Consider the following 25,969-nt stretch of genomic DNA (forward strand, 5'->3'; position numbering starts at 1 on the left):
GGACTATGAAGACGGGCTTCGGTGTGGCGGGCAAGCTGGCGCTGGCGATCTCGCTGTTCATTGTTCCAATCGCCGTCCTGCTCTACCTGCTTTACCAGTCACAGCAGGTTGCGATCGCCTTTGGCGAGAAGGAAGCTGTCGGCAACGATTACCTGACCGCGCTCCGCCCGGTTCACGCCGCGATGGTCGATCCTACGAAGGAAGTCGATCCTGCCGCCCTGAAGGCCGCGATTGCCAAGGCCGAGGCGGATTTCGGCGCCGAGATGATGACGGCCGACCAAGCCAAGGCCGCCATCGACTCACTTGATGCCGACCCGCGCGACACCACGGCGATGCGGGCGCTGATCAACCAGGTCGGCAACATCTCCAACCTCATTCTCGACCCCGATCTCGACAGCTACTACGTCATGGACCTGGTGCTGCTGAAACTGCCCGAGCTGCTGGATTCCGTGCACCGGACGGCCGCCTATGCGCAGACCAAGACCGGCGCCGAGAAGCTCGAGATGAAGGACATGGCTGGCTTCCTGCAGCTGATCGGCAGCCTGCAGGCGACGCTCGACGGCGCCAAGTTCTCGCTGCAATCGGTCTATGACGGCAACGAGAAGTTCGGCAACGAGCCCAAGGATTCCAAGCAGCGCCTCGACCCGCCGGGCCAGGCGATGTTCGGCGCAATCGGCAAGCTGATCGAGACCTTCAATGCCTCGACCCTGGCGGGTGGCGCCACGCCGCTCACCGCCGAGGGGATCACCGCGCTGGAGACTGCCGCGCGCGAAGCCACCGTCGCATTTGCCGACCAGTCCGCCGGCGTTATGAACGACCAGTTCGACCGCCGTATCGCGATCTTCTATATGCAGCGCTACAAGTCCTTCGGCATCGCGATCGGCCTTTCGCTGCTCGCGGCGCTGGTGATCTTCTTCGCGATCCGCTCCACCGTGCTGAAGCCGATCGGCAGCCTGACCGGCACGATGGGCCGCCTGGCCGAGGACGACACCACGGTCGACGTTCCCATGCTCACCCGCGGGGATGAGCTCGGCGCCATGGCGCGCGCGGTCGGCCAGTTCAAGATCGGCATCGAGAAGCGCGTGGCGCTCGAGGCCGAGACCCGCGCCGAGCATGCGCGCCGCGAGGAATCCTTCAACGCCATGCAGGCGCTGGCACGCCGCTTCGAAGGCGAGATCAAGCAGGCCTTGGGCGAGATGGTGACCCGCACCGGCACCTTGCGCCAAGCCTCCGGCGTGATGGGCGAAGCCGCCGCTACTTCGGGCGAGCGCTCCAATTCCGTGGTCGAGCTGGCCGGCATCGCCGCCGGCAATGCGCAATCGATCTCCGCCGCGGTCGAGGAGCTCTCGGCCTCGATCGGCGAAATCGGGCGACAGGTGCATGGCGCCGCGGAAAGCGCCGAGACCGCCGCCAAGGACGGCGCCGCCGCCGCCGAGATCGTCACCGGGCTGACCCGCACCGCCGACAGCGTCGCCGGCATCCTCAACATCATCCGCGAGATCGCTGACAACACCAACCTGCTCGCCCTGAATGCGACCATCGAGGCGGCGCGCGCCGGGGAAGCCGGCAAGGGCTTCGCGGTGGTCGCCAATGAAGTGAAGGGCCTCGCCAACCGCAGCGCGCGGGCGACCGAGGAGATCCGCGCTCAGATCCAGGCGGTGCAGGAGATCTCCGGCTCGGCCGCGGCCTCGATCTCGCAGATCGTCGGCAAGCTGGATGCGATCCACAGCGCCGCGACCGGCATCGCGGCGTCCGTGACCCAGCAGAACGCCGCCACCCACGAGATCGCCAAGAACGTGACCGAAGCCTCGAAGCGCCAGCAGGAAATGGCCGGCCTGGTCGGCGACGTGAAGAATGCAGCCGAGACCACCGGCGCCGAATCCAGCCAGGTCAACAGGGTGGCCGGCGAGGTCGCCGACAGCGTGGATTTCCTGAAGGCCAGGGTCGATGGCTTCCTGAAGGAGATGCTCAGCACCAGCGAAAGCCGGCACGGCAGCGGTTCGACCGGGGCGGCGCGGCAGGGAACGGCCGCCTAGGACTTTCAGCCCTTCCCTGCCGCCCGCCGGCCCGGGTTTTCAGCCCCTAAACCTTGACGGCAGCGCCGGAACCGCCTAAAAACCCGGCCGACCGCGTGTCCGGCCGTCGCTCAAGTGTCCGACCCTGACCGCAAGATATTGATCCAAAAGGACTAAGATTATGGCTCGTCGCTGTGGCATCACCGGCAAAGGCGTCCAGGTTGGCAACAATGTCAGCCACGCCAACAACAAGACCAAGCGCCGCTTCATGCCCAACCTGCAGGTCACCCGGCTGCTCTCCGACGCGCTGGGCCAGCAGGTGCGCCTGCGCCTGACCGTCAACGCGATCCGCACCATCGAGCATAATGGCGGCCTCGACGCCTACCTGCTCGGCACCTCGGACCTGAAGCTCCCGGCCGAAGCCAAGCGACTGAAGCGCCGGATCGAGCGCGCGCAGGCCGCGAAGGCGGCGTAAGCCGCTCTTTTCCAAGAGTTAAATCCGGATCCGACCGCCCCGCTTGCGCGGCGCGCAAGCCTGTTGTCATGCCCGTGCGTGTTGTGAGCCCTGGGCCGCCCCGCTAGATTCCGCGGGCAATGGCAGCGAGTGGACACCCCATGCAGACGAAGCTACCGGCCGACGCCCCGATCATCGGCGTGCCCATGTGCGTCAAGCACCTGGACAACCACAACTTCCACACCGTTGGTGAGAAATACCTGACCGCGCTGATTGAAGCGGCCGGCGCCTATCCGCTGTCCTTCCCGGCCCTGGGCGAGGCGATTCAGCCCGCCGCGCTGCTCAGCCATCTCGATGCCGTCCTCTTCACCGGCAGCCCGTCCAACGTGGCTGTACACCACTATGCCGGCGCGCCAGACCGCGCGGACAGCCCGCAGGATCCCGGCCGCGATGCAATCACCCTGCCGCTGATCCGCGAAGCCCTTGCGCAGAAAGTGCCGATCCTGTGCATCTGCCGCGGCTTCCAGGAACTGAACGTGGCACTCGGCGGGACCTTGCACACGCGCATCCACGAGCAACCTGGATACAGCGATCACCGTGGCCGCATCGACGTGCCCTTCGACGAGATGTATGGGCCGGCGCACCCGATCGAGTTCACGCCCGACGGCGTCTTCGCCAAGCTGATCGGGAAGACTTCGACCATCGTCAACAGCCTGCACTGGCAGGGGATCGACCGCGTCTCCGATCGGCTCGTGGTCGAGGGCCGCGCGCCGGACGGCGTGGTCGAGGCGGTGCGCGTAAAGGATGCCGGCTTCGCGCTCGGCGCTCAGTGGCACCCGGAATTCCGCGCCATGGAGAATCCCGATTCACTGAAGCTGTTCCAGGCCTTCGGCGCCGCGGCGCGCGAGCGGGCCCGGCAACGGCGTGCGCGACAGCCTGCCGCAGCCTGAGCAAACCGGTCCGCGACAAAACCCGACTCAAGTTTCTGTGAGCCGCGGAAATGCTGGCGAATCAGGCGTTTGCAGTTATGCGGTTTGACTCCCTCTGACATGCAAACAACTAGGCTGTGGCGCCTTGATATCGGGTGTATCAACCACATCTATCAGAACACTAGCAGTGACCGCCGGCGCAATGCCGACGGTTAACCGGAAGCGGTCTCCCCCACCGCAACCGGACTCCGACAACGGAGTATAGAACGCCCGGTCCTCCCCTGGCCGGGCGTTCGCTTTTGGAGCGAACGACCAGCCAATGCTTGAGCGAGGCGCGCGAAGCGCGCTGGCCGGGCGTTCGCGTTTGTGGCAATCGTTTCGCCGCCGAATCACACGAACACACGAAACGAATTCTTCATGCGCATCGTCAGTTGGAACATCAATTCGCTCCGCATGCGGATGGAGCTGGTGCGACGCCTCATGCAGCAGGAGCAGCCGGACGTGGTCTGCCTGCAGGAGATCAAGGTCGACGATCCCTTGTTTCCGATGGATGACGTGAAGAGCCTCGGCTTCGACCATGTCCTGCATCACGGTATGAAGGGCTATAACGGCGTCGCCATTCTCTCGAAACATCCGATGCAGACCCGCGCGCCGCGGAACTGGTGCCTGAAGAACGATTCGCGGCACGGCGTCGTGCTGCTGCCGGGCGATGTCGAGCTGCACAACTTCTATGTTCCGGCCGGCGGCGACATTCCCGATCCCGCGGTCAACGTGAAGTTCGCGCACAAGCTCCAGTTCCTCGATGAGATGCGCGACTGGTTCAAGACCGAGAAGCGGTCGGAGAATGCGATCATGGTCGGCGACCTCAACATCGCGCCGCTGGAGCACGACGTCTGGTCGCACAAGCAGCTCTTGAAGATCGTCAGCCACACGCCGGTCGAGGTCGAGAAGCTGAACGCGGTGCAAGCCGCCGGCGACTGGGTGGATGGTGTCAGGCACTTCACGCCGGAGACCGAGAAGCTTTATTCGTGGTGGAGCTATCGGGCGCCCGACTGGCAGAAGGCCGACAAGGGCCGCAGGCTCGACCATATCTGGGTCTCACCGGCGATGAAGAAGCGGCTGAAGGCGGCGAAGATCCTGCGCGAATCCCGCGGCTGGACCCAGCCCAGCGACCATGTGCCGGTGATCGTCGATCTGGACTGACGGGCGACGGCCGAAGGCGGTTGACTAGGATCAAGGCCGATCCCTTTGACAGGCTCCGCGCGGCCAACTGAAAGCAAAGCAAAGGTTTTTCCACCCTCGACGCGGACCTGCGGTCGTCTCGGCGCAAGATCGGCGCGGGGCGGAAAGCCGCGGAATTTCACACCGAGGTAAACATCTGTTAGGAATTCAGAGGCAGTCTTGGAGGATGGGAGTCACATCACCCCTCCAGCCGGCCAGCGGGGCCGATCCGAGCGGCCGCGCCAGGGCGCGCGCAACGCAGCGCATGGCACAGCACCGCTTCTGGCGGCCGGCGATCATTCTCATTGGCCTGCTGATCTCCGCCGCCGTCGCCGGCGTGGTCCATGACATGCTCGGCGAGGAAGCGGCCGCGCAGCGCGAGATCGCCCGTCAGTCGCTGGCGGCGGGACTGCAGAGCCACATCGAACGGGAGCTCGAGTTCGCGCAATACTTCCGCGGCCTCTATGATTCATCGGACTTCGTCAGCGCCGACGAGTTCCGGCGCTTCGCCGAGCTCGATCTCGACATCCGGAAGAAGAACTGGTGGGTCAAGATCGGCTGGGCGCCGCGGGTGAGCGCGGCCGAAGCGGAGGATCGCTTCCCGTTGACCTATGTCGAGCCGATGCCGAGCGGCGAGAAGCTCGGAGAGGATATCGCCGCCGATCCGGAAGACCGCACCGTGATGACGCGCGCCGCCGCCCTCGGCCAGATGCTGATCGCGGCTCCACGCCCGATGACCATCGCCGGCCACCGCACCATGGCAATCCGGGCCTTCTTGCCGGTGTTCAAGGGCACACCTTCGAAGCGACAGACCCCGCTGGACGGGTTTCTGGTCGCCACCATCTCGCTCGAGGGCTTCTTCAACCAGTTCCTCAGCGACGCCTTCGTCGACAGCTCGCTCTCGGTCAGGATCTTCGACGGAGACACCCTGGTCTTCGCCAGCGGCACCGCTTACGAGACCGTAGCACCCACTAAGCTGAAGGTCGCCGACCGCGAGTGGCTGCTGGAAGTGGACGGCCAGGCTCAGCCGATCCAGTCCGGGCTCTGGCTGCCGGGCTTGATCTTCACGATCGGGCTGGCGCTCACCATATTGCTCTATCTGCGCCTGCTGCGGGCCGACACCGAATACCAGCGCATCGCCGAGGAGGTCGGCATGGCGACCGCCGAGCTCGCCAATGCCAACCACCGCCTGGCGGAGCGTTCCGCCGCCCTGCAGCAGGTCGCCGACGATCTCAGCCGCACCTCGCAGGAAGCGCAATTCGCCAACGCGGCGAAGACCGTTTTCCTCGCCAACATGAGCCACGAGCTCAGGACGCCGCTCAACGCGGTGATCGGCTTCTCCGAGATGATCGCCAGCCGCGCGCTCGGCGAAAATTCGCAGCGCTACTTCGAATATGCCAGCGACATCCGGGCCAGCGGCCGCTACCTGCTTTCGATCATCGAGGACCTGCTCGACATGTCCCGGATCGAACTCGGGCAGATGCAGCTGAAGGAGGAGCCGACGTCGCTCGCCGACGTCGCCGGCGACGTCGTGAAGTTCCTCACCCTGCGCGCCCGGGACAAGCGGATCGAGATCCGCCAGGAGGGCCTCGACAACCTGCCGAAGGTGATGATCGATCCCAAGGCGATGCGGCAGGCGCTGATCAACCTGCTGACCAATGCCGTCAAGTTCTCATCGCACGGCGCCGAGGTGATGATCCATGCCGAGCTCGAGACCACCGGGGTCGCGCTCTCGGTGATCGACCGCGGCCTCGGCATCAAGGCCGAGGAGCTGCCGCGAATCTTCGAGCCGTTCTGGCAGAACGAGGCCTATCGCCGCCAGACCAAGGAAGGGATCGGCCTCGGCCTCGCCATCACGCAACGCCTGGTCCAGGCCCATGACGGATCGATCGAAGTGCAAAGCCGCGAGGGCGAAGGCACCACCGTCACCATCCACCTGCCCGCCAGCCGCATCATCCGCAGTACCCCGAAGCTCTCGGTGGTCGGTCAGTAGACGTCTTCTACGCGCGCCACACCACCGGAAACCAGTCTTCGCGCAGGCGCTCCCCGCTGTGCTGGTCGATGCCGGGAAAAGGCGGCGAGGTGCGGCCGGGGCGCTCCAGGAAGGTGACGTCGTCGCCGACATAGCGGGCGGAGAAGGCGCGGCGGCGACTCTGGCCGACATTGCCCGGCGCGCCGTGCACGCAATGGAAATCGAAGACGATCGCATCGCCTGGCTCCAGCGCCGAAAAGAGGATCCGCGGGTCGTCGTCGCCGATCGCCGGCATGTCCATGAAGTCGTCTTCCGAAGCGTAGAAATTCTCGTTCGAGGCCCAGCGCTTGGGGCGCACCAGCTTCGGCCAGAGATGCGAGGCCTTGACCGCGCGGAGCGTGTTCGCCTCGGTGACCGGATCCAGCGGGATCCAGTAGCTCGCGGTCTGGCGGCCGGTGACACAGTAATAGGGCATATCCTGGTGCCAGGGCGTCGGCTTGGCGGTGCCCGGCTCCTTCACCAGGATATGCTCGTGGAAGATCTGGACCGCGCTGGCGCCCATGACGCGCCCGGCGATTTCCGCCGCGGGTGAGTTCAGGATGAAATCCTTGAACTCCGGGATGCGCTGCCAGTTGCAGTAATCCTCGAAGAACCGGCCGCGCTCGCCGTCGCCGACATTCTCGATCGCGAAGGGACCTGGCGCGGCGAGGTTGCGTTCGAAGCCGGCGCGCAAGGTCTCAACCCAGTCCGTGAAGGCGCCGCGGATGACGACGACGCCGTCCCGGGCATAGGCCGCCCGCAGGTCGGCGAGGGTCGGCGCTGAGAGCGGGGCTGGCGGCATAAATAAGGTCCTCGTTGACCACGCGGTTTCGCGCCAACCTAGGCGGCGGAAGCGGACCATGGCAAGGGCGGCCGGTTTCTGCCTATGATACCGCCACTGCCGGTTGTCTCTCGGGGGATAACGCCATGGCGACAGAAGAAGCCCAAGCCATCGACACGGCGGAGATGCTGGAGAAGGAACGCCGGGCGGTCGAGGCCCTGCGCGAGAAGGAGACCGACGGGCCCTGGCTCGGCCTGGCGCTCTCCGGCGGCGGGATCCGTTCCGCCTCCTTCGCCATGGGTGTGATGCAAGGGCTGCATGCCCGGGGCGTCATGAAGAATTTCGACTATCTCTCCACCGTGTCGGGCGGCGGCTATATCGGCGCCTCGCTCAGCTACTTCCTGGTCGAGCACGGGCGGCGCAACCCGAAGAACCAGGACTTCTGGTTTCCGTTCGGCGAGCGCGGCCAGAGCGGCGCCCGCGGCGATCGCACCATGACGCCGATCTGGAACGTCCGGCACCCGGACGTCTCCAGCAATCTCGCGGTGCAGATCGTCAGCTTCATCCGACAGCATGCGCATTACCTGACACCGACGCCCAGGCTCGGCATCTTCGCGCTGGTCGCCAACGCGCTGCGCGCAGTGCTGTTTTCGCTCGGCATCTATTTCGCGCTGCTGGTGATCGTCATGGTGCTGGCCTTCGGGACCGGCCTCGTCATCCGGCTGCCGGAGCTGGGCCGGGTCAACCTGTTCGTGGTTCTCGGGCTGCTCGCCTTGCTCGGCTCGGTCGCCGTTACCCTGGCCTATTCGGTCGGCAGCTTCTTCGTCAAATACACCAAGGGCCATGACAGCGAGACCGGCGAGCCGATCCGGCGCTACTATCATCGCTTCACCATTCCGCTCACGGTGGCGCTCGGCCGGCTGCTGCAGGCCCAGATCGCCTGTGTCGCGCTGGGATCGCTGCCCTTCGCCTATGGCTGGGCCGAGCGGCATGGCGGTGGCGACCTCTATGGCGCGATTTCGGTCGCCATCGCCTATCTCGGTACCTGGCGCGAGAAGCACGCGACGATCATCGGCAAGCTGAAGGAATCGGCGATCTGGAAGAGCGTCTGGCCCTATCTCTATGCCGTGCTCGCGATCTACGGCATCCTGTTTCTGGCCTATGGCGCGGCGCAGTATATTGGCGATCCGTTCGGCACCAACTGGATCTGGTTCGCCGCGCTGGTGATCCTGGCGCTGCTGTTTGCGCTGGTCACCAACCTGAACCTGGTCTCGCAGCACCGGATGTACCGCGACCGGCTGATGGAAGCCTTGTGCCCGGACCCCAAGAGTGTCGAGAAGGGAATCTGGCATCCGGCGAAGATCGCCGACGCGCTGCAGCTCTCCGTGCTCGCCGGCGGCGTCAACAGCGGCAAGAAGAAGAAGGAAGACCCGGCGATCCGGATCGTCGGACCCTATCACCTGATCAACACCGCCCTCATCATCCCGGATTCGGAGAAGCCCAAATACAGCGGTCGCGGCGCCGACAGCTTTGTGCTGTCGCCGCGCTTCTGCGGCAGCGACGCCACACATTGGCTGCAGACCGAGCAGTATATGGACGACCAGATGGTGCTGCCGACCGCCATGGCAATCTCCGGCGCCGCGCTCAACGCGCATTCAGGACCCGACGGCAAGGGCATGCTGCGCACACCGCTGATCTCCTTCCTGGTGACGCTGTTCGGCGCCCAGCTCGGCTACTGGGCGCCCAATCCCGGCAAGCCCGACCAGATGCAGCAGACCGCGAACTATCTGCGGCCCGGCCTTTCCGGGCTGCTCGGCTACCGCATGGACGAGCATGGCGGCTTCCTGCAGCTCTCCGACGGCGGCCATTTCGAGAATCTCGGCCTCTACGAGCTCGTGCGCCGCAAGATGGACCTGATCCTGGTCAGCGATGGCGGCCAGGACGGCGACTTCACCTTCGCCGATCTCGGCAATGCGATCGAACGGGTGCGGGTCGATTTCGGCGTCAACATCCGCTTCGACGACGAGTGCTACACGCTGGAAGGCGTGCTGCCCAAGCCGCGCGACGCCAAGAGCGAGACTTGGCGCATTAAGTTCGGGCTGGCCAAGCGCGGCTTCGCCCTGGCCTCGGTCTGGTACCCGGACCGCCAGAGCTGCGGCGTCCTCGTTTACGTTAAGGCGACGATGGTCGATGGGCTGCCGAGCGACCTCTATGCCTACAAGGCGCAGAATCCGGAATATCCCGACCAGTCCACGCTGGACCAGTTCTTCGACGAGGACCAGTTCGAGGCCTATCGCGAGCTCGGCTACAACCTGGTGAAGCAGATGTTCGCGGAATTCGCCGAGGAGCAGGCGACCGCGGCACCCGAGAGCCTGCTCGCCACCGCCGTCACCTTCCTGGCGCCCGACTGAGCCGCCTTAGCTCTTCGCCGCCACCGCGTCGCGCAGTTGCTCGTTCATATGCTCCAGGCGCTGCGCCAGCACCCGCATCACCTCGAGCGAGATCGAGGGGAAGTCGGCGACCATGCGGTAGAACAGATCCTTGGTGATCTTCAAGGTGGTCAGGGATTCGGTCGCCTGGATCGTCGCGGTGCGCGGCACGTCGCACAGGATGCCGATCTCGCCGACGAAGGCGTCCTTGCCGACCTCGGCCACCTTCAAGGGGCCGCTGGGCGTCTCCACCAGCACGTCGGCCTTGCCGCCCAAGACGATATAGGCGGCATCGGCCTGGTCGCCTTGATGGAACAAGGCCTCGCCCGGCATGTACTGCGCGCGTTCGGCCGCGAAGGCGAGCAGTTTCAGCTTCGCGGGTTCGACCTTGGCGAACAGCGGGATCCGCTTCAAGGCCTCGACATCGTCTTGTATACCCATCTGTCCCTCACTCGCTCAGACCAACCGGCGCAAGCCGAATTGGCGTAAAACCAACCCTTGTTTATTGCGCCGCCGCGGCGACCGTGCCGACCATTTCGCGGAAGCGGCTGCCGTCCTTGTCGAGCTCGGCGACCTCGCCCTGCTCGATGACCCGGCCTTCTTTCATGATGATGACACGGTCGAACAATCTGGCCAGCGCGACGTTGTCGGTGATCAACACCAACGCACCGCCCTCCATGATCTTGTTCACGCGGTCCGCAAGCCGCCGCTGTGTCGCATCGTCGAACACGGCGAGGCTGTTATTCAGGATCAAGAGTCGTGGCCGCTTCAACAGGGCCCTGACCAGCGAGGCGCGCTGCCGTTGCGCGGTCGAGAGCCGTTTCCCGCCTGGCCCAACATTGTAGTCGAGGCCGACCTCGATCACCCGTGGCCGGAGCTTCATCCCGTCGATCACCTCGGCGATCACCCGACCGATCTTCTGTCCGGCCTGGGCCTGGCCGTAGACCAGGCGGCCGAACAGAATGTTGTCCTGCACCGAGGCCTGGCTGTTATAGGCCTCCGGATCGTAGAACTCGATCGACTTCCGGAGGCTCTCCGGCAGTTTCTCCGCCAGCGCGTGGCGCCCCTCTAGCAGCTTCTCTTCCATCTCGGCGTCGATCAGGTCGAGGCGATGGCGGGCCTCGATATAGGGGAAGGTCAGACGCACGAAGCGGAAGCGGTCTTCGCGCTGGATCTGCTCGGTGCTGAGGCGCCCGGTCCGCTGGATCAGCTCGCGGTACATCGGCAGGTCGTCGAATGAGATGAAGGCGTATTGCTCGAAGAACGGATGGCCGGGAGGCAGGTCGGCGAAGATTTCGACCATGGTCTCTGCGATCTTGCGCCCCATGGTCACGAGGTAGTCGCCGAGGCCGAGGCCGCGCAAGGTGCTGCGCAGGTATTCGTTGTTGGCGAGATTTTCGGGTGCGAAGTCCGGGCCGACCGCGGTGCCGAACAACAGGTTCTCCGCCACCGTCATATTCTTGTTGTAGCGCGCGGGGTCGAAGGGATCGACCAGGCTCGCCACGTCGGGGCGCTGCAGCCTTTCGCGCAGGCTGCGCCGCGCCTCCAGGAACTCGGCGGCGATGTCGGCGTCGCGCACCGCGTCGAGACGGCCGCGCAAGCCGAACTGATAGACGTCCTCGTCGAACTCCACCGCCTTCAAGAGGGTAACGATCCGGCCGTAAAGCTCGGGCAGGTCGGCGACGCCGGCGCCTTCAAGATCGAGCCAGTCGTCGCCGGGATCGAGCCAGGGATTGCCGGCGCGCTTGGCCTCGCGCATGCGACGCTCGAAATGCCGCTGGCTCTCGCCCTCGTAACGCGCCGGCACGACCGGGCGGTGCTTCAAGCCGTAGCTCAAGTTGTCGCGCAGCGAGAGCGGGAAGAAATAGCTCTCCTCGCCGACATAGGCGAAGCGACGGCCGGTCACCGATTCCGGCAGTTGCGTCAGGTCATGCACGCCGTACTTGATCTGGCCGGCGATCGGCAGCGCTAGACGCCCCAGCAGCAGGCCAAGGTGCTCCTTGCCGCTGGCGCCGGTGCCGATCACCGCGACATGGGCATCGGGCGCGATCTCGAGGCTTACGTCCTCCATGAGGCGCACGCCGGATTCGTCTGTGAAGGCGAGGTTGCTGGCGACCAGCGTCCCGGCATCGACGTCCTGCGGCGCATCGATCGCCTGCAGCTCCGGCGCCAGCATGCCATCGGGATTGAACTGCTCCATCACCTGATCATACTTGACCTGCACGTCCTGCCGCTGCTGGTCCCAGTCGATCAGCTGCTTGATCGGGTCCGGCAGGTCCTTGTAGGCGTTAATCGCCGCCAGCAGCGAGCCGGTGTCGAACTTGCCGTTCAAGGCGAGATAGCCGCCGATCAGGTAGAACAGGAACGGCGTGGTGGCGGCCAGCATGTTGTTCAGGTACTTGACGAAGAACTTGCGCTTGTAGAGTTCGAAGCGGATCAGGAAGATCGTGCCGAGGCGGTCGATGATATCGGCGCGCTCGAAGTTCGATGTGTCGTTGGTGTGAATTTCGACGGCGCCGTCCACGCTCTCGGCGATGCGGCCGGCCAGCGCCCGCGCGGTGATCTGCCGCTCGCGCGCCAGCAGCCGCACCTTGACCCTGAGCTTGGGGATGATCGCCATCTGCACCGCGAGGATCGCGAAGGTGAGCCCGCCCAGCCAGAAGTTCTGCAGGAAGATGAAGTAGAGCGCGGTCAGCGCCTGGCCCGCCAGCATCGCCGGCTGGATGAAGGCGTCGCCGATGAAGCCGCCCAGCGGCTCCACCTCGTCCTTGATCATGGTGGCGATCTCGGCCTGCTTCACCTTGCGGAAATGGCCGAGCGGGAACTTGAGGATCCGGTCGTAGAGTTCGAAGCGGAGCCGGCGCAGCATGCGTTCGCCCAGGCGTCCCTTCTCGGTGTTGACCCACTGCTTCATCCAGCCGTTCAAGACGACGAAGAACAGATAGGAGAAGCAGAGCGCGAACAGGTACTGCATCTGGTCGAGCGGGATGCCGGGGAAGAGAGTGATCTCCGGCATGCCGATCGTGGGATAAGGGCCGAACGAAATCTGCATGAACGGCAGGGTATCGAGGTGGGCGTCGCCGACCTTAAAGGCCTGGCCGCGGATGCCGTCGTTGACGATGCGCTTCGGCAGATCGAGGGAGATGAAGTAGAACACCTGCAGGAGCAGGACGATCGCAAGGATATAGACTTGATCGCGCCAGGAATGGCGCCAGATGTATTTGAAGAGATTGCGTTCCATCGCCCGATCCAAGGTCGCGGATACTGCCGTCCCCCCGGCTGGGCCGCGACCTCATGGACAATAGGGCGGCCGGCGGTCGGTCGCAAGCGATAGGACCCGGATCAGGCCGGATTTGCCCTGGGCATTCCCCAAAGCGATCAAGGATTTATGCCGTGGAGCCTGTCCCGAAACTTTGACTTTCACCGCGGAAACCCGCTGTGCAATACTCCGCCCGCGCAGGCTTCGCGCACTTGGTAATCCGGGACGCGGCAGTCGGGGGATGGACGCGTGACGCCAGGAACAAGGCCAATGGATAAGCGGGACGCCCGCGTTCTCATCTACAGCCACGACACCTTCGGCCTTGGCCATTTGCGCCGCTGCCGCACCATCGCGCATTCGCTGGTCGATCTGGAGAAGGACCTCTCGGTCATCATTCTCACGGGATCGCCGATCATCGGCAGCTTCAACTTCCGCGCCCGCGTGGACTTCGTGCGCATCCCCGGCGTGATCAAGCTGCGGAGCGGCGATTATACCCCGCTCTCGCTGCTGATCGACATCGAGGAGACCCTGGAGCTCCGGGCCTCGATCATCCGCCACACCGCCGAGATCTTCGATCCCGACATCTTCATCGTGGACAAGGAGCCTTTGGGCCTGCGCGGCGAGGTGCACGATACCCTGGTGATGCTGAAGGAGCGCGGCACCCGCCTGGTCCTGGGCCTGCGCGACATCATGGACGAGCCCGCCGCGCTGGTCCCGGAATGGGAGCGCAAGAAGGTGGTTCCGGCGCTGCGCGATCTCTACGACCAGATCTGGGTCTACGGCCTGCCGCAGATCTGCGATCCGCTGGAAGGGATCGAGCTGCCGAAATCGGTGCGGCGGAAGATGATCTATACGGGTTATCTGCACCGCACCCTGCCGCATGGCCCCGCCTCGACCGCGCCGCTCGCCAAGATCGACGAGCCGTATCTGCTGGTCACCACCGGCGGCGGCGGCGACGGCGAGGATGTGGTCGACTGGGTCCTGCGCGCTTACGAGAACGACCCGCACCAGCCGCATCCGGCGCTGCTGGTGCTCGGGCCCTTCATGCATTCCGACCGGCAGTCGGAGTTCATCCAGCGTGCCGCCAAGCTCGAGCAGGTCGAGGCGATCACCTTCGACGCACAGATCGAGCATCTGATGGCCAAGGCGATCGGTGTCGTCGCCATGGGGGGCTACAACACCTTCTGCGAGATCCTCTCCTTCGACAAGCGCGCGCTGATCATCCCGCGCACAAGGCCGCGCATGGAGCAGTATCTGCGCGCCACCCGCGCCAAGGAATACGGCCTGGTCTCGATGCTTGAGGATGACGGCACGCGCGACTGGAAGCAGATGGCCACGGCGCTGCGGCAGCTGCCGCAGCAGGCCTTGCCGAGCCAGGTGGTGCTGCCGGGGCTCATGGACGGCCTGGCCAACATCAACCGTCTGGTCGACCAGACGATCGACAACGCGCCGGTCCGCACGCCCCGCCCGCGCCTCAGGCTCGCCAGCCGCCGCGCGCGGTAGCTGCGCGCTTCGAACTCAATTGATCGCTGGTGATTCGTACCCCCACCCCGGTCCTCCCCCGATTCGGGGGAGGGGGAAGAGCGACTGCGCCCGGCTCCGATGCGGTCCCCGCCCCCGATTCGGGGGCGGGTTAGGGTGGGGGTGCGAGACACCCTTGGCGCATTCATGACCGACGAGATCATCTTCATCCTCAAGGGCTATCCGCGCCTTTCGGAGACCTTCATCGCCCAGGAGATCCGAGCGCTGGAGCAGCGCGGGATCAAGATCCGAATCGTCTCGTTGCGCTTCCCAACCGACAAGCACGTGCATCCGGTGCACCGCGAGATCACCGCGCCGGTCGCGTATCTGCCGGAGTATCTCCATCAGGAGCCGCTCCGTGTGCTGCGCGGCTGGTGGCAGGCGCGGCGGTTGCCCGGATATGCTCGCGCCTTCCGGCAGTGGATCGCGGACTTGAGACGCGACTTCACCACCAACCGCGGCCGGCGCTTCGGCCAGGCCTGCGTGCTGGCGGGCGAACTCGGCGATCCGGCCGGCTGGCCGAAGCGGCTGCATGCGCATTTCATCCACACGCCGGCCTCGGTGGCGTATTACACGCATCTGATGACCGGGATACCCTGGAGCACCTCCGCGCATGCGAAGGACATCTGGATCACGCCGGACTGGGAGAAGCGCGAGAAGCTCGCCTCGATGGACTGGCTGGTGACCTGCACCGAGACCGGGCACCGCGCGCTCGCCGCGTTGGCGCCGGCGCCGGAGAAGACGGCGCTGGTCTATCACGGCCTCGATTTTTCGCGCTTTCCAGAGCCGCGGAGCCGGGCGGCGAAGACACAAGGATCGTTCACCTTGCTCTCGGTCGGGCGGCTGGTGCCGAAGAAGGGTTATGCGGGGCTGATCGAAGCGCTCGGCAAGCTGCCGAAGGATCTCGATTGGCATTTGCGCCATGTCGGCGGCGGACCGCTGAAGGACGAGTTGCAGGCCGAGGCACAGGCCTTGGGTATTGCCGGGCGCATCACCTGGCTCGGTGCGCGACCGCAGGAGACCGTGCTGGAGGAGTATCGCGGCGCCGATCTCTTCATCCTGAACAGCCGGATCGCCGAGGACGGCGATCGCGACGGCCTGCCCAACGTGCTGATGGAAGCGCAGAGCCAGCGTCTCCCCGTCATCGCCACCAACCTCGCCGGCATCCCGGAGCTGGTGATCGACGGCGAGACCGGCGCGCTGGTGCCGGCCGATGACGCGCCAGCCTTGTCACGGGCGATCGAGCGATTGTTGCGGGATGCAGGCTTGCGGGAGCGGTTGGCGGCCGCCGGTTACCAGCGGGTGCGAACGCTGTTCGCCATGGACCGCGGCATCGCCGATCTCGAGCGTCGCTTCAAATAGCTTACTGCGGCGGCGCGCCGAGCAGTTCCAGCATGGTGCCGAGCGCCGCGCGGAGATCGTCGCGGGTCCTGGCGGCGGCGATGTTGAGCCGCACCGCGTTGGGCGGCTCGTCGCGGCCGATCGAGAAGGGGTCGGCGCGCATCACCAGGACGCCGCGTTCGGCGCAGGCCTGGGCGAAGTCGCGTTCGCGCCAGGAAGCCGGCAGGTTGAGCCAGGCATGCGGCGCATAGGCCTGGTTGCGCAGATCGTAGCCCGCCAGCATCGCCGAGGTGAGCGCTTGCCGCTCGAACAGCTCCTGCTTCTGCGATTCGATGATGCTCTCGACCGCGCCGGCTTCCATGAGCATGGTCGCGGTCAGCGCCGACAAGGGGCAGATGTTCCAGCAATCGACCCGGAAGGCGGCGACCACGTCGGCGGCGAGCGCGCGCGGCGTCAGCGCGAAGCCGATCCGCAGGCCCGGCGCCACGCATTTCGACAGGCCGGCGATATGCACGGTGAGCTCCGGCTCCAGGGCGGCGAAGGCAGGGGCCCGCTCTTCCACCAGCGGCGCGTAGACGTCGTCCTCGAGAATGAGAACGTTGTGCCGCCGCGCGATGGTGGCGAGCGCGCGCCGGCGCGGTTCCGGCATGCTGATGGCGGTCGGGTTGTGCAGGCTCGGCATCACGAAAACCAGGCGCGGCTGCCACCGGAGGCAAGCCTCGTCGAAAGCATCGGGCCGCATGCCGTGCTCGTCCATCGGCAGGCCGCGCAGGATCAGGCCGCGCGCGCGGCAGATGGCGACCAGGCCCATGTAGGTGACCTCGTCGGCAATCACCACGTCGCCGGGCCGCGAGACGCTGGCCAGCACGCAGGCAAGCGTATGCTGCGCGCCCATGCCGACGAAGAGCGACGAGGCATCGGCAGCCGGCACGAAGTCCTTCATCCACAGCGCCGCCGCCTCGCGCAGCCAGATCGGCCCTTCGGCCGGCTGGTAATCCTTCAGGCTCGCGTAGCGCCGGTCGCGCGCCAGGCGCGGCATCACGTCGGCCAAGGCGTCGAGATAGCCCGCGGTCGCAGGGCGGTTGACCGAGAGATCGATCACGCCGCGCTCGTCGGAGGGATTGGACTGGAAACGGCCCGCGCCGTTGCGGAAATCGAGAATCACCGTGCCGCGTCCTGGCCGCGTCTCCACCAGGCCGCGACGCTTCAGCGTGTGGAAGGCGCGGGTGATGGTGGTGACGTTGACCTTGAACTCGGTCGCGAGGTCGCGGTGGTTCGGCAGCCGATCGCCGGGCTCGAGCTCGCCACGCGCGATTCGCGCCGCGATCGAATCCGCGATGCGCCGATAGATCGGCGGCTCGGCAATCGGCTCCCCGAGCCCCGACCGAAATGAAATTCCCAGTTCTTCCATTCAACCCCGCCCCTGATTTCGCAAGTTGTATGGCCGGATATCTGGACGCCGCGTCATATTGGGTGTTCTGAGCTTTGCGGCGACGCACCGTCCGCCTATCTCGACAAATCGCACCATTTCTTCGAATGGTTCGCGCCTGCGAGACAGGAGTTTCATTAAGCGTTGACTCCATTCAAACGGTAACATAGCGTTGAGTCAATTGTGTGGTCAGACAATATCGAAGGCAATGACCACGCCGACCGGAGCGGCTGAATTAAATGGCGCCGGTCGCCTATAAAGTTCTGACAGGTTGAGGCCCGGGCTTCCGGGGAGTGACATTGCAGCAGATCGCCCGCCTTCGCTGTGCATTGGGGCGTCCGGAACGGATCTTCGATCCGCGCCGCGGGCGGCCGCATTCGCATCGACGTTAGCGGGGCATAAGGGGGCACGCATCGAACGATGGCCGAGGTCAGGACGAGTGGCGGTAAAGAGGACTACGTTCAATTCGTCGGCGTGCAGAAGACCTATGACGGCGAAACCCTGGTCGTCAAAAATCTCGACCTCAACATCCGGGCCGGCGAATTCCTGACTCTGCTGGGCCCCTCGGGCTCGGGCAAGACCACCACCCTGATGATGCTGGCCGGCTTCGAAGTGCCGACCCATGGCCGCATCTTCCTGGACGGCACCCCCATCGACCACGTGCCGCCGCACAAGCGCAACATCGGCATGGTGTTCCAGAATTACGCACTGTTCCCGCACATGACGGTGGAAGAGAACCTCGCCTTCCCCCTGAACGTGCGCAAGGTCGGCAAGGCCGAGGTCGAGGCCCGGATCAAGCGCGCGCTCGGCATGGTGCAGCTTTCGCATCTCGGAAAGCGCCGCCCGGCACAGCTTTCCGGCGGCCAGCAGCAGCGCGTCGCCCTCGCCCGCGCGCTGGTGTTCGAGCCGAAGCTGGTGCTGATGGACGAGCCGCTGGGTGCCTTGGACAAGCAGCTGCGCGAGCAGATGCAGCTCGAGATCAAGCATATCCACCGCAATCTCGGCGTCACCGTGGTCTATGTGACCCACGACCAGAGCGAAGCGCTGACCATGTCGGACCGGGTCGCGGTGTTCAACGACGGGGTGATACAGCAGCTGGCCAGGCCCGACGACCTCTATGAGCGGCCGCAGAATTCCTTCGTCGCCCAGTTCATCGGCGAGAACAACCGCATCAAAGGCAAGGTGGTGGCGATGAACGGCAGCGGCTGCCAGGTCGAGATCGAGGGCGGCGGCAAGATCGAAGCGGTGCCGGTCAAGGTCGAGGGTGTCGGCGCTCCGACCACGCTTTCGCTGCGGCCAGAGCGGGTCCGGCTCAATCCCGTGAACGGTCATTGCGCCAACGTGTTCCAGGCCAAGGTCGAGGAGCTGATCTATCTCGGCGACTTCACCCGGGTGCGGGCGACGGTCTGCGGCAACAGCGAGTTCATCATCAAGGTGCCGAATGCCGACGGCGCGCCGGATCTCGTGCCCGGCGCCTCGATCTCGGTCGGCTGGAAGAAAGAGGATTGCCGCGCGCTGGACGCCGCGCAGTGAGCCTTTCGTTTCGTGAATCTTTGAGGGCGTAGACAAGCAACCGCCGGAAGCAATCCGGCATAACAGGGAGAGAGGGAATGAAAGCATTACCATGGCTTTGCGCCGCGCTGCTGGCGGGTGTTTCCGCCACGGCGATCTCGGTGCCGAAGCAAGCATCGGCCGAAGACACCTTGACCGTGATTTCCTGGGGCGGCGCCTATCAGGAGAGCCAGCGCAAGGCCTTCATGGAGCCTTTCGCCAAGGAGACCGGCACCAAGATCAACGAGGGCGAGTATAACGGCGAAATCGCCAAGATCCGCGCCATGGTCGAGTCGAAGAGCGTGACCTGGGACGTGGTCGACGTCGACACGCAGACCGCGCTGGCGGCCTGCGCCGAAGGCACGCTGGAGACCATCGATTGGGCCAAGCTCGGCCTCGACCGCTCGAAGTTCATCGGCGGCGACATCGTGGATTGCGCGGTGCCGAACATCCTCTATTCGACGGTCATCGCCTATGACACGACCAAGCTGAACCCAGGCCCGACCACGATCAACGATCTGTTCGATCTCCAGAAGTTCCCGGGCAAGCGGGCGCTGCAGAAGAATCCGTTCGTGAATCTCGAATGGGCGCTGCTGGCCGATGGCGTGCCGATGGCCGATATCTACAAGACGCTGAACACGCCGGAAGGCGTCGACCGCGCCTTCAAGAAGCTCGACACCATCAAGAGCCAGGTGGTGTGGTGGGAATCCGGCGCGCAGCCACCCCAGCTCCTGGCCGACGGCCAGGTGGTGATCGCCTCGGACTGGAACGGCCGCTTCTTCGATGCGGTGAAGAAGGACAAGAAGCCGTTCAAGATCGTCTGGGACGCGCAGGCCCCGGACTGGGATTGGTGGGCGATGCCGAAGGGCGGTCCGAACCTTGACGCCGCTTACAAATTCATCGCCTGGTCGAGTCAGCCGGACCCGATGGCGGAGCAGACCAAGTACATCTCCTACGGTCCCGCCAACAAGGACGCCGGCCCGAAGATCGATCCGACGGTGCTGCCGGATCTGCCGACCGCGCCGGACAACATGAAGAACGTGCTCTACGTCGATCCGCAGTTCTGGGCGGACAACGGCGACCAGCTGCGCGAGCGTTTCAACGCCTGGCTGGCGAAGTAGCCTGACCACCGGGAGGGGGCGGCAACGCTCCCTCCTTTCTTTTGTTCAAGCGCGCAAGCATGACCGCCGTCACCGAGAACATCGGACTGGATATCGCCACCGACCGTGACGCGCTGAAGCGGCGCCTGCGGGCGGTCGAACGCAAGCGCCGGGTGCGCGCGCTGGCGCTGGTCGCGCCGCTGTTCCTGTTCATCCTGCTCTCCTTCGTGGTTCCGATCGGCGACCTGCTGCGCAACGCGGTCTACGATCCGTCGATCCACAAGCTGATGCCGAACACCGTGGCAGCGCTGGCGGACTGGGACGGCAAGGAAGTCCCGGGCGAGGCGGCCTTTGCCGCGCTCGCCGCCGACCTCGCGGCCGCCCAGAAGGAGAAATCCATCGCGCTGATCGGCAAACGGCTGAATTACGAGATCTCCGCCATCCGCAGTAAGATCCTGGTCAGCGGCCGCAAGGCCGCGCAGCTGACCCAGGGCCCCTACAAAGAAGCGATGATCGGCATCGACAAGATCTGGGGCGAACGCGACACCTGGGCGGTGCTGAAACGCGCGAGCGCGAGCTATACCAGCTTCTACCTGCTGGATGCGCTCGACCTCGGCCAGGACGCCGACGGCAATCTGGTCTCCACCCCGGAAGAGCGCGCGATCTACATCACGCTCTATCTCCGGACCTTGAACATCAGCATCACGGTGACGGTCGCGACCTTGCTGCTCGGTTTCCCGCTGGCTTATCTGCTGGCGAACCTGCCGACCCGGACCAGCAACCTCCTGATGATCCTGGTGCTGCTGCCGTTCTGGACCTCGCTGCTGGTCCGGACCACGGCCTGGTTCGTGCTGTTGCAGGACAACGGAACGATCAACGACGCGCTGCAATTCCTGCATCTCACCGACGAGCCGTTGCCGCTGATCTTCAGCCGCTTCGGCACGGTGGTGGCGATGACGCATATCCAGCTGCCCTTCACCCTGCTGCCGATCTACAGCGTCATGAAGACCATATCGCCCTCTTACGTGCGCGCCGCGCGCTCGCTGGGCGCGGGGCCGTTCCATGCCTTCTGGAAGATCTATTTTCCGCTGACCGTGCCGGGCATCGCCGCCGGCTGCCTGCTCACCTTCATCCTCTGCCTCGGCTACTATATCACCCCGGCCCTGGTCGGCGGGCCGACCGACCAGATGGTCTCCGGCATCATCGACCGGGCGATGAACAGCGAGAACAACTGGGGCAAGGCCTCGGCATTGGGCGCGATCCTGCTGACCGCGACCTTGATCCTCTATTTCATCTACAATCGCCTCGTCGGCATCGACAAGATCAGGCTCGGGTAGGAATGGCCCTCAGTCCTTACGCATCGCCCGCCGAACGCACCTGGCATGTGGCGCACCGACTGATCTGCGCCGCGGTGCTGCTGTTCCTGATCGCGCCGATCATCGTGATCATGCCGCTCTCGTTCAACTCGGAGTCCTACTTCACCTATCCGATGCCCGGGCTGTCCCTGCAGTGGTACCGCGAGTTCTTCACCAACCCGCGCTGGATGGATTCGGTGGTGATGAGCCTGCAGATTGCCTGCTCGGTGACCATCCTCGCCACCACGCTCGGCATCCTGGCCTCGCTCGGACTTTCGCGATTGAACATGCGTGGCAAGGCGGCGATCATTGCGATGCTGCTGATGCCGATGATCGTGCCGGTGATCATCAGCGCGGTCGGCATGTACTTCTTCTACGTCTCGCTCGGCATCCTCAACATCACCTGGGCGCCGATCGGCCTCATTCTGGCGCATACCGCGCTGGCGGCGCCCTTCGTGGTGATCAGCGTGACCGCGACCTTGAGCGGCTTCGACTACAACCTGATGCGGGCCGGCGCCAGCCTGGGCGCGCCGCCGCACACCGTCTTCTTCAAGGTGGTGATGCCGCTGATCCTGCCCGGCGTCATCTCGGGCGCGCTGTTCGCCTTCGTCACCTCCTTCGACGAGGTGATCGTCGCGGTCTTCCTGGCCAGTCCGGAGCAGCGCACGCTCCCGAAGCAGATGTTCAACGGGATCCGCGAGAACATCAACCCGACGATCACCGCCGCCGCCACCCTGCTTATCCTGGTCTCGGTTGCGCTCTTGACCTCGCTGGAGCTGCTGCGCCGCCGGCAGGAACGGCTGCGGGGCATCCGGAACTGATCCTCTCGGCTTGGCGCAATGCGGGTCGCACCTGTAGAGTGCGGCCATGCGGATCGCCTTCTATGCGCCGTTGAAAGCCCCCGATCATCCGGTGCCCTCGGGCGACCGGACCATCGCGCGTCTGCTGGTGGCGGCGATGAAGCAGGGCGGTGCCACGGTCGAGATCGCCAGCCGCATCCGCAGCCGCATCGCCGAGCCGAGCCTCGACGCCCAGCAGGCGATGGCCAAGAAGGGCCGCGCCGCGGCGAAGCGCCTGATCGCCAAGTACCGCGCGCGGCCGAAGCGGCAGCGGCCGCAGGCCTGGTTCACCTATCACCTCTATTACAAGGCGGTGGATTGGATCGGGCCGGAAGTCGCCAGGGCGCTCGAAATCCCCTACTTCCTCGCCGAGGCGAGCCATGCGCCCAAGCGCGCCGACGGCCCCTATGCCTTCAGCCATGAAGCGGCGGAAGCCGCGATCCGGGCCGCCGATGGAGTTTTCTGCCTGAATCCGATCGATCGGGGCTGCCTCGAGCCTCTGGTCGGCAAGCGCCGGCTGATCGACCTCGCGCCCTTCCTCGACCTCGCCGACTTCACCAAGCGACTGCCGGCGCGCGCGACGATGCGGGCGAAGCTGGCGCACGACCACGGCCTCAACGCGGACGAGCCCTGGCTGCTGGCGATCGGCATGATGCGCAAGGGCGACAAGCTCGCCTCCTACCGGTTGCTGGCGCAGGCCTTGCAGCATCTCGACCGGCCCTGGCAGCTCTTGATCGTCGGCGACGGCGAGGCGCGGGCCGAGGTCGAGCGCGCCTTCAAGCCGGTGGCGGGCGGCGTGTTCCTGCTGGGCGCCAGGCCGCGCGAGAAACTGCCGGAAATCGCCGTCGCCTGCGATCTCTGCGTCTGGCCCGCGGTCAACGAGGCCTTCGGCATGGCGCTGCTCGAAGCCCAGGCCTGCGGTCTCCCGGTGGTGGCCGGCGCCTGGGGCGGCGTGCCGGCGATCATCGTCGACGGCAAGACCGGCTGGCTCTCCAAGCCGGGCGATGCCACCGAGTTCAGCGCCGATCTCGACTTTGCGCTCGATGCCCCGCTCGCCCTGGCGGGCCGGGCGGCGCGGGCCAATGCACTCGCCAGGCATGACATCGCCGGCGCCGCGCGGACGCTCATTTCCAGTATCAGGAAGACCATCGGGAAATGACGGCCCCTGGGTCCGAAGCGGGCTTGCCGCTGGTCGCGATTCGCCACGCGCCGACCGAATGGAATGCCGCGAGGCGACTGCAGGGGCGGACTGATGTCGCGCTTGGCGCGGACGGCATCGCCGCAGCGAAGGCCTGGCGGCCGGATCCCGGCTGGACCGCCCATCGCGTGCTGGCCAGTCCCTTGAAACGCGCGCAAGAGACCGCGCGGCTGCTGTTCCCGGGACGCGAGATCGCGCTGGACCCGCGGCTGATGGAGATGGATTTCGGCACCTGGGAAGGACGGTCCCTGACCGAACTGCGGGCGACGCCGGGGGCCGCAGCGGCAGAGCGCGAGAGCCTCGGCCTCGATTTCAGCGCACCCGGCGGCGAGACGCCGCGCCAGGTCCAGGCGCGCCTTCAACCGTTGCTGAGCGAGATTGCGGCGGCGGGCGTGCCGACGGTCATCGTCACGCATAAGGCGGTTTTGCGCGCCCTGCTCTCGCTGGCGACCGGCTGGAGCTTCCTCGGCAAGCCGCCGGTGAAGATCAAGGCGGACAGCGCGCATCTCTTCCGGCTCGACGCGGATGGGAAGATCCGCGTCGAGAAGATGAATGTGTCGCTGCTGGCGGCGCCGAAATGACGCCGCGCGTGCTCATCCATGTCCAGCATCTGCTGGGCATCGGGCATTTGCAGCGCGCCGCCGCGATCGCCGGCGTGCTGCAGGAGCGTGGCGCGAGGGTGGTGCTGGCGACCGGCGGCGTGCCGGTGCCGCAGGTGGAGGCCGCGTTGGCGCAGCGCGGCGTCGAAGTCGTTCGGCTGGCGGCGGCGCGGGCAGCGGATTCCAGTTTCTCGGCGTTGCTCGATGAGCACGGCAACGCCATCGACGAGGCCTGGCGGGCGCGCCGGCGCGACGCCTTGCTGCAGCTCTTCGCCGAAACGGCGCCCGACGCGCTCATCACCGAGATGTATCCATTCGGCCGGCGGCCGTTCCGCTTCGAGCTTAAGCCCTTGCTGGAAGCGGCGCGCAGCAGAAGGGGCCCGCCGTTGATCGCCAGCTCGGTACGGGACATCCTGGTTGCCAAGCAGAAACCGGGCCGCGCCGAGGAGATGGCCGAGACCGCGCGGGACTTCTACGACCTGGTGCTGGTGCACAGCGACCCAAACCTCGTTCCCTTCGAGGCGACCTTTCCCCTGGCCGCGACCATCCAGGACCTGATCCGCTACACCGGCTATGTCACCGAGGCGAAGCTGTCGACGGCCTCGGCCGACCGGAGCGCGGGCGAGATCCTGATCTCCGCCGGCGGCGGCGCGGTGGGGCAGCCGTTGCTGAAGGCCGCGCTGGCTGCGCGCGCCTTGTCGTTCGAGCGGGCGCGGCCCTGGCGGCTGATCACCGGCGGCAATCTTCCGCAGGCGGCGTTCGAGCAACTGGAGCAAGAAGCACAGGGCTTCATCGTCGAACGCTTCCGCACCGACTTCAAGGAGCTGCTTTCGCGCTGCCGGGTCTCGGTCTCGCAGGGCGGCTATAACACCGTGCTGGAGATCCTGGCGACCCGGACCCCGGCGGTGGTCGTGCCCTTTGCCGAAGGGGCTGAGAGCGAGCAGACCGACCGGGCGCGGCTGCTGCATGAGAAAGGCCTGTTGCGCCTGCTCCCCGCGCCGGCGCTCGATCCGATGCGGCTGGCGGAGGAGATCGACCGCGCGTCTGTGATGGCGATCCCACCCTTTACCATCAATCTCGATGGTGCCCGGCAATCCGCCGCCCTTATCCTCGACGCCTTGGCAAAGAGGGCGGCGTGACCGGTTGGGGCGATCTGGCGCGCGAATGCGACATTTGGGGCGCAGCAGGACGGACGGCCACCTGGTGGTGGCGGGACGACGACGCCGTTGCGGCGACGCCGGCGCTCGACCAGTTGCTGCGGATCGCGGACGGGCCGATCTGCCTCGCGGTCATCCCGGCCGGCCTGCAACCGGACCTCGCGCCGCGGCTGCGGCAAAGCCCGGGGACGGTGGTGCTGCAGCACGGCTATCAGCACCGCAACCATACCCCCGAAGGCGGTCGGAAAAGCGAGTTTCCAGACGAACGGGACAGCCAACAGATCGCGCAGGATCTTTCGGCTGGGTTCCGAAAGCTTTCCGCTGCGTTCGGGGACCAGTTCCTGCCGGTTCTGACGCCGCCCTGGAACCGGATCGGCGGCCGGGCCGTCGCAATCCTGCAATCGATCGGCTTTATAGGGCTGACCCGCTATCTCCCGCGGACCGCGCGCGCGGTCCATGGGGTGAACCAGGTGAACACACATGTCGACGTTATGGATTGGCGGGGCAAGAATGGCCCGCCGGGGGGATTTCTGGGGGAAGGCGCCTGTCTCGACCTGTTGATCGGCCATCTCCGGGCACGGCGCCTGGGCGAAGCCGATGCCGACGAGCCGACCGGGATCTTGAGCCATCATCTTGTTCATGATCCGGCCACTTGGCGTTTTCTCGAGAAACTGCGAGATTTCCTTGCGAATCAAGCGGCAGCACGTCTGCTCGACCCGTCTGCCGCGTTCATGGGGGGTAACACCCCAACAGGGAAGCTTTCGGGATCCGACGCATAAC

20 protein-coding genes are annotated in these 25,969 nt (G+C 65.7%); 16 read left to right on the forward strand and 4 right to left on the reverse strand.

The features are described from left to right. The first annotated feature begins 5 nt into the window (after window positions 1–5). From ACYQ4T_RS15965 to ACYQ4T_RS15985, 5 genes are all read left to right on the forward strand, one after another. Entirely contained in the window at window positions 6–2,036 is a 2,031-nt protein-coding gene (locus ACYQ4T_RS15965; RefSeq protein ID WP_459856029.1) for a methyl-accepting chemotaxis protein, read from the forward strand. A 160-nt stretch (window positions 2,037–2,196) separates the two neighbouring features. Continuing rightward, the gene (rpmB, locus tag ACYQ4T_RS15970; RefSeq protein ID WP_459856031.1) at window positions 2,197–2,490 is read left to right on the forward strand and encodes a 50S ribosomal protein L28; all 294 of its coding nucleotides are present in this window, start codon (window positions 2,197–2,199) and stop codon (window positions 2,488–2,490) included. A gap of 140 nt (window positions 2,491–2,630) precedes the next feature. Next, complete coding sequence (locus ACYQ4T_RS15975) at window positions 2,631–3,419, forward strand: gamma-glutamyl-gamma-aminobutyrate hydrolase family protein (RefSeq protein WP_459856033.1); 789 nt, start codon at window positions 2,631–2,633, stop codon at window positions 3,417–3,419. A gap of 396 nt (window positions 3,420–3,815) precedes the next feature. Beyond that, window positions 3,816–4,601 (forward strand): exodeoxyribonuclease III, encoded by a 786-nt coding sequence (gene xth / locus ACYQ4T_RS15980; protein WP_459856035.1) that lies wholly within the window; start codon window positions 3,816–3,818, stop codon window positions 4,599–4,601. A gap of 283 nt (window positions 4,602–4,884) precedes the next feature. Then, window positions 4,885–6,612, forward strand: a complete 1,728-nt coding sequence (locus tag ACYQ4T_RS15985; protein ID WP_459856038.1) for a sensor histidine kinase — start codon at window positions 4,885–4,887, stop codon at window positions 6,610–6,612. 7 nt (window positions 6,613–6,619) lie between these two features. Here ACYQ4T_RS15985 and ACYQ4T_RS15990 read toward each other — a convergent pair whose 3' ends face one another. Next, window positions 6,620–7,432, reverse strand: a complete 813-nt coding sequence (locus ACYQ4T_RS15990; RefSeq protein WP_459856040.1) for a phytanoyl-CoA dioxygenase family protein — start codon at window positions 7,430–7,432, stop codon at window positions 6,620–6,622. A gap of 125 nt (window positions 7,433–7,557) precedes the next feature. On the opposite strand from ACYQ4T_RS15990, the gene ACYQ4T_RS15995 reads away from it, so the two are divergent. After that, on the forward strand, window positions 7,558–9,822 hold the full coding sequence (locus tag ACYQ4T_RS15995) for a patatin-like phospholipase family protein (protein ID WP_459856042.1): 2,265 nt from the start codon (window positions 7,558–7,560) through the stop codon (window positions 9,820–9,822). A 6-nt stretch (window positions 9,823–9,828) separates the two neighbouring features. Here the strand turns inward: ACYQ4T_RS15995 and ACYQ4T_RS16000 are convergent, their stop codons facing one another. Together ACYQ4T_RS16000 and ACYQ4T_RS16005 are read right to left on the reverse strand one after the other, a co-directional pair. Next, window positions 9,829–10,281 (reverse strand): cyclic nucleotide-binding domain-containing protein, encoded by a 453-nt coding sequence (locus ACYQ4T_RS16000; RefSeq protein ID WP_379955932.1) that lies wholly within the window; start codon window positions 10,279–10,281, stop codon window positions 9,829–9,831. 61 nt (window positions 10,282–10,342) lie between these two features. Next, on the reverse strand, window positions 10,343–13,081 hold the full coding sequence (locus ACYQ4T_RS16005) for an ABC transporter transmembrane domain-containing protein (RefSeq protein ID WP_459856046.1): 2,739 nt from the start codon (window positions 13,079–13,081) through the stop codon (window positions 10,343–10,345). A 288-nt stretch (window positions 13,082–13,369) separates the two neighbouring features. On the opposite strand from ACYQ4T_RS16005, the gene ACYQ4T_RS16010 reads away from it, so the two are divergent. Together ACYQ4T_RS16010 and ACYQ4T_RS16015 are read left to right on the forward strand one after the other, a co-directional pair. Then, window positions 13,370–14,602 carry a glycosyltransferase family protein gene (locus ACYQ4T_RS16010; protein WP_459856048.1) on the forward strand — a complete coding sequence of 411 codons (1,233 nt, stop codon included), beginning with the start codon at window positions 13,370–13,372 and terminating at the stop codon, window positions 14,600–14,602. A 165-nt stretch (window positions 14,603–14,767) separates the two neighbouring features. Beyond that, window positions 14,768–15,982, forward strand: a complete 1,215-nt coding sequence (locus ACYQ4T_RS16015) for a glycosyltransferase family 4 protein (protein ID WP_459856051.1) — start codon at window positions 14,768–14,770, stop codon at window positions 15,980–15,982. 1 nt (window position 15,983) lies between these two features. Here ACYQ4T_RS16015 and ACYQ4T_RS16020 read toward each other — a convergent pair whose 3' ends face one another. Further along, on the reverse strand, window positions 15,984–17,372 hold the full coding sequence (locus ACYQ4T_RS16020) for an aminotransferase-like domain-containing protein (RefSeq protein WP_459856054.1): 1,389 nt from the start codon (window positions 17,370–17,372) through the stop codon (window positions 15,984–15,986). 438 nt (window positions 17,373–17,810) lie between these two features. Here ACYQ4T_RS16020 and ACYQ4T_RS16025 point away from each other — a divergent pair, with 438 nt between their 5' ends. From ACYQ4T_RS16025 to ACYQ4T_RS16060, 8 genes are all read left to right on the forward strand, one after another. Then, window positions 17,811–18,923 carry an ABC transporter ATP-binding protein gene (locus tag ACYQ4T_RS16025; protein ID WP_459856057.1) on the forward strand — a complete coding sequence of 371 codons (1,113 nt, stop codon included), beginning with the start codon at window positions 17,811–17,813 and terminating at the stop codon, window positions 18,921–18,923. Window positions 18,924–19,000: 77 nt separating this feature from the next. Further along, a complete protein-coding gene (locus tag ACYQ4T_RS16030) occupies window positions 19,001–20,062 on the forward strand; it encodes an ABC transporter substrate-binding protein (RefSeq protein WP_459856060.1) in 1,062 nt (353 codons plus the stop codon). A 59-nt stretch (window positions 20,063–20,121) separates the two neighbouring features. After that, window positions 20,122–21,378, forward strand: a complete 1,257-nt coding sequence (locus tag ACYQ4T_RS16035) for an ABC transporter permease (RefSeq protein WP_459856063.1) — start codon at window positions 20,122–20,124, stop codon at window positions 21,376–21,378. Between the two features lie 2 nt (window positions 21,379–21,380). Next, the gene (locus ACYQ4T_RS16040) at window positions 21,381–22,217 is read left to right on the forward strand and encodes an ABC transporter permease (RefSeq protein WP_459856065.1); all 837 of its coding nucleotides are present in this window, start codon (window positions 21,381–21,383) and stop codon (window positions 22,215–22,217) included. Between the two features lie 46 nt (window positions 22,218–22,263). Beyond that, window positions 22,264–23,394 (forward strand): glycosyltransferase family 4 protein, encoded by a 1,131-nt coding sequence (locus tag ACYQ4T_RS16045; protein WP_459856067.1) that lies wholly within the window; start codon window positions 22,264–22,266, stop codon window positions 23,392–23,394. Next, on the forward strand, window positions 23,391–24,014 hold the full coding sequence (locus ACYQ4T_RS16050; RefSeq protein ID WP_459856069.1) for a histidine phosphatase family protein: 624 nt from the start codon (window positions 23,391–23,393) through the stop codon (window positions 24,012–24,014). Before ACYQ4T_RS16045 ends, ACYQ4T_RS16050 begins: the two co-directional genes overlap by 4 nt. After that, window positions 24,011–25,171 carry a glycosyltransferase family protein gene (locus ACYQ4T_RS16055; RefSeq protein ID WP_459856071.1) on the forward strand — a complete coding sequence of 387 codons (1,161 nt, stop codon included), beginning with the start codon at window positions 24,011–24,013 and terminating at the stop codon, window positions 25,169–25,171. The genes ACYQ4T_RS16050 and ACYQ4T_RS16055 overlap by 4 nt, the downstream gene beginning before the upstream one ends. Next, a complete protein-coding gene (locus ACYQ4T_RS16060; RefSeq protein WP_459856073.1) occupies window positions 25,168–25,968 on the forward strand; it encodes a polysaccharide deacetylase family protein in 801 nt (266 codons plus the stop codon). Before ACYQ4T_RS16055 ends, ACYQ4T_RS16060 begins: the two co-directional genes overlap by 4 nt. Window position 25,969: the final 1 nt, after the last annotated feature.

The sequence above is a fragment of the Dongia sp. agr-C8 genome, from assembly GCF_054658695.1.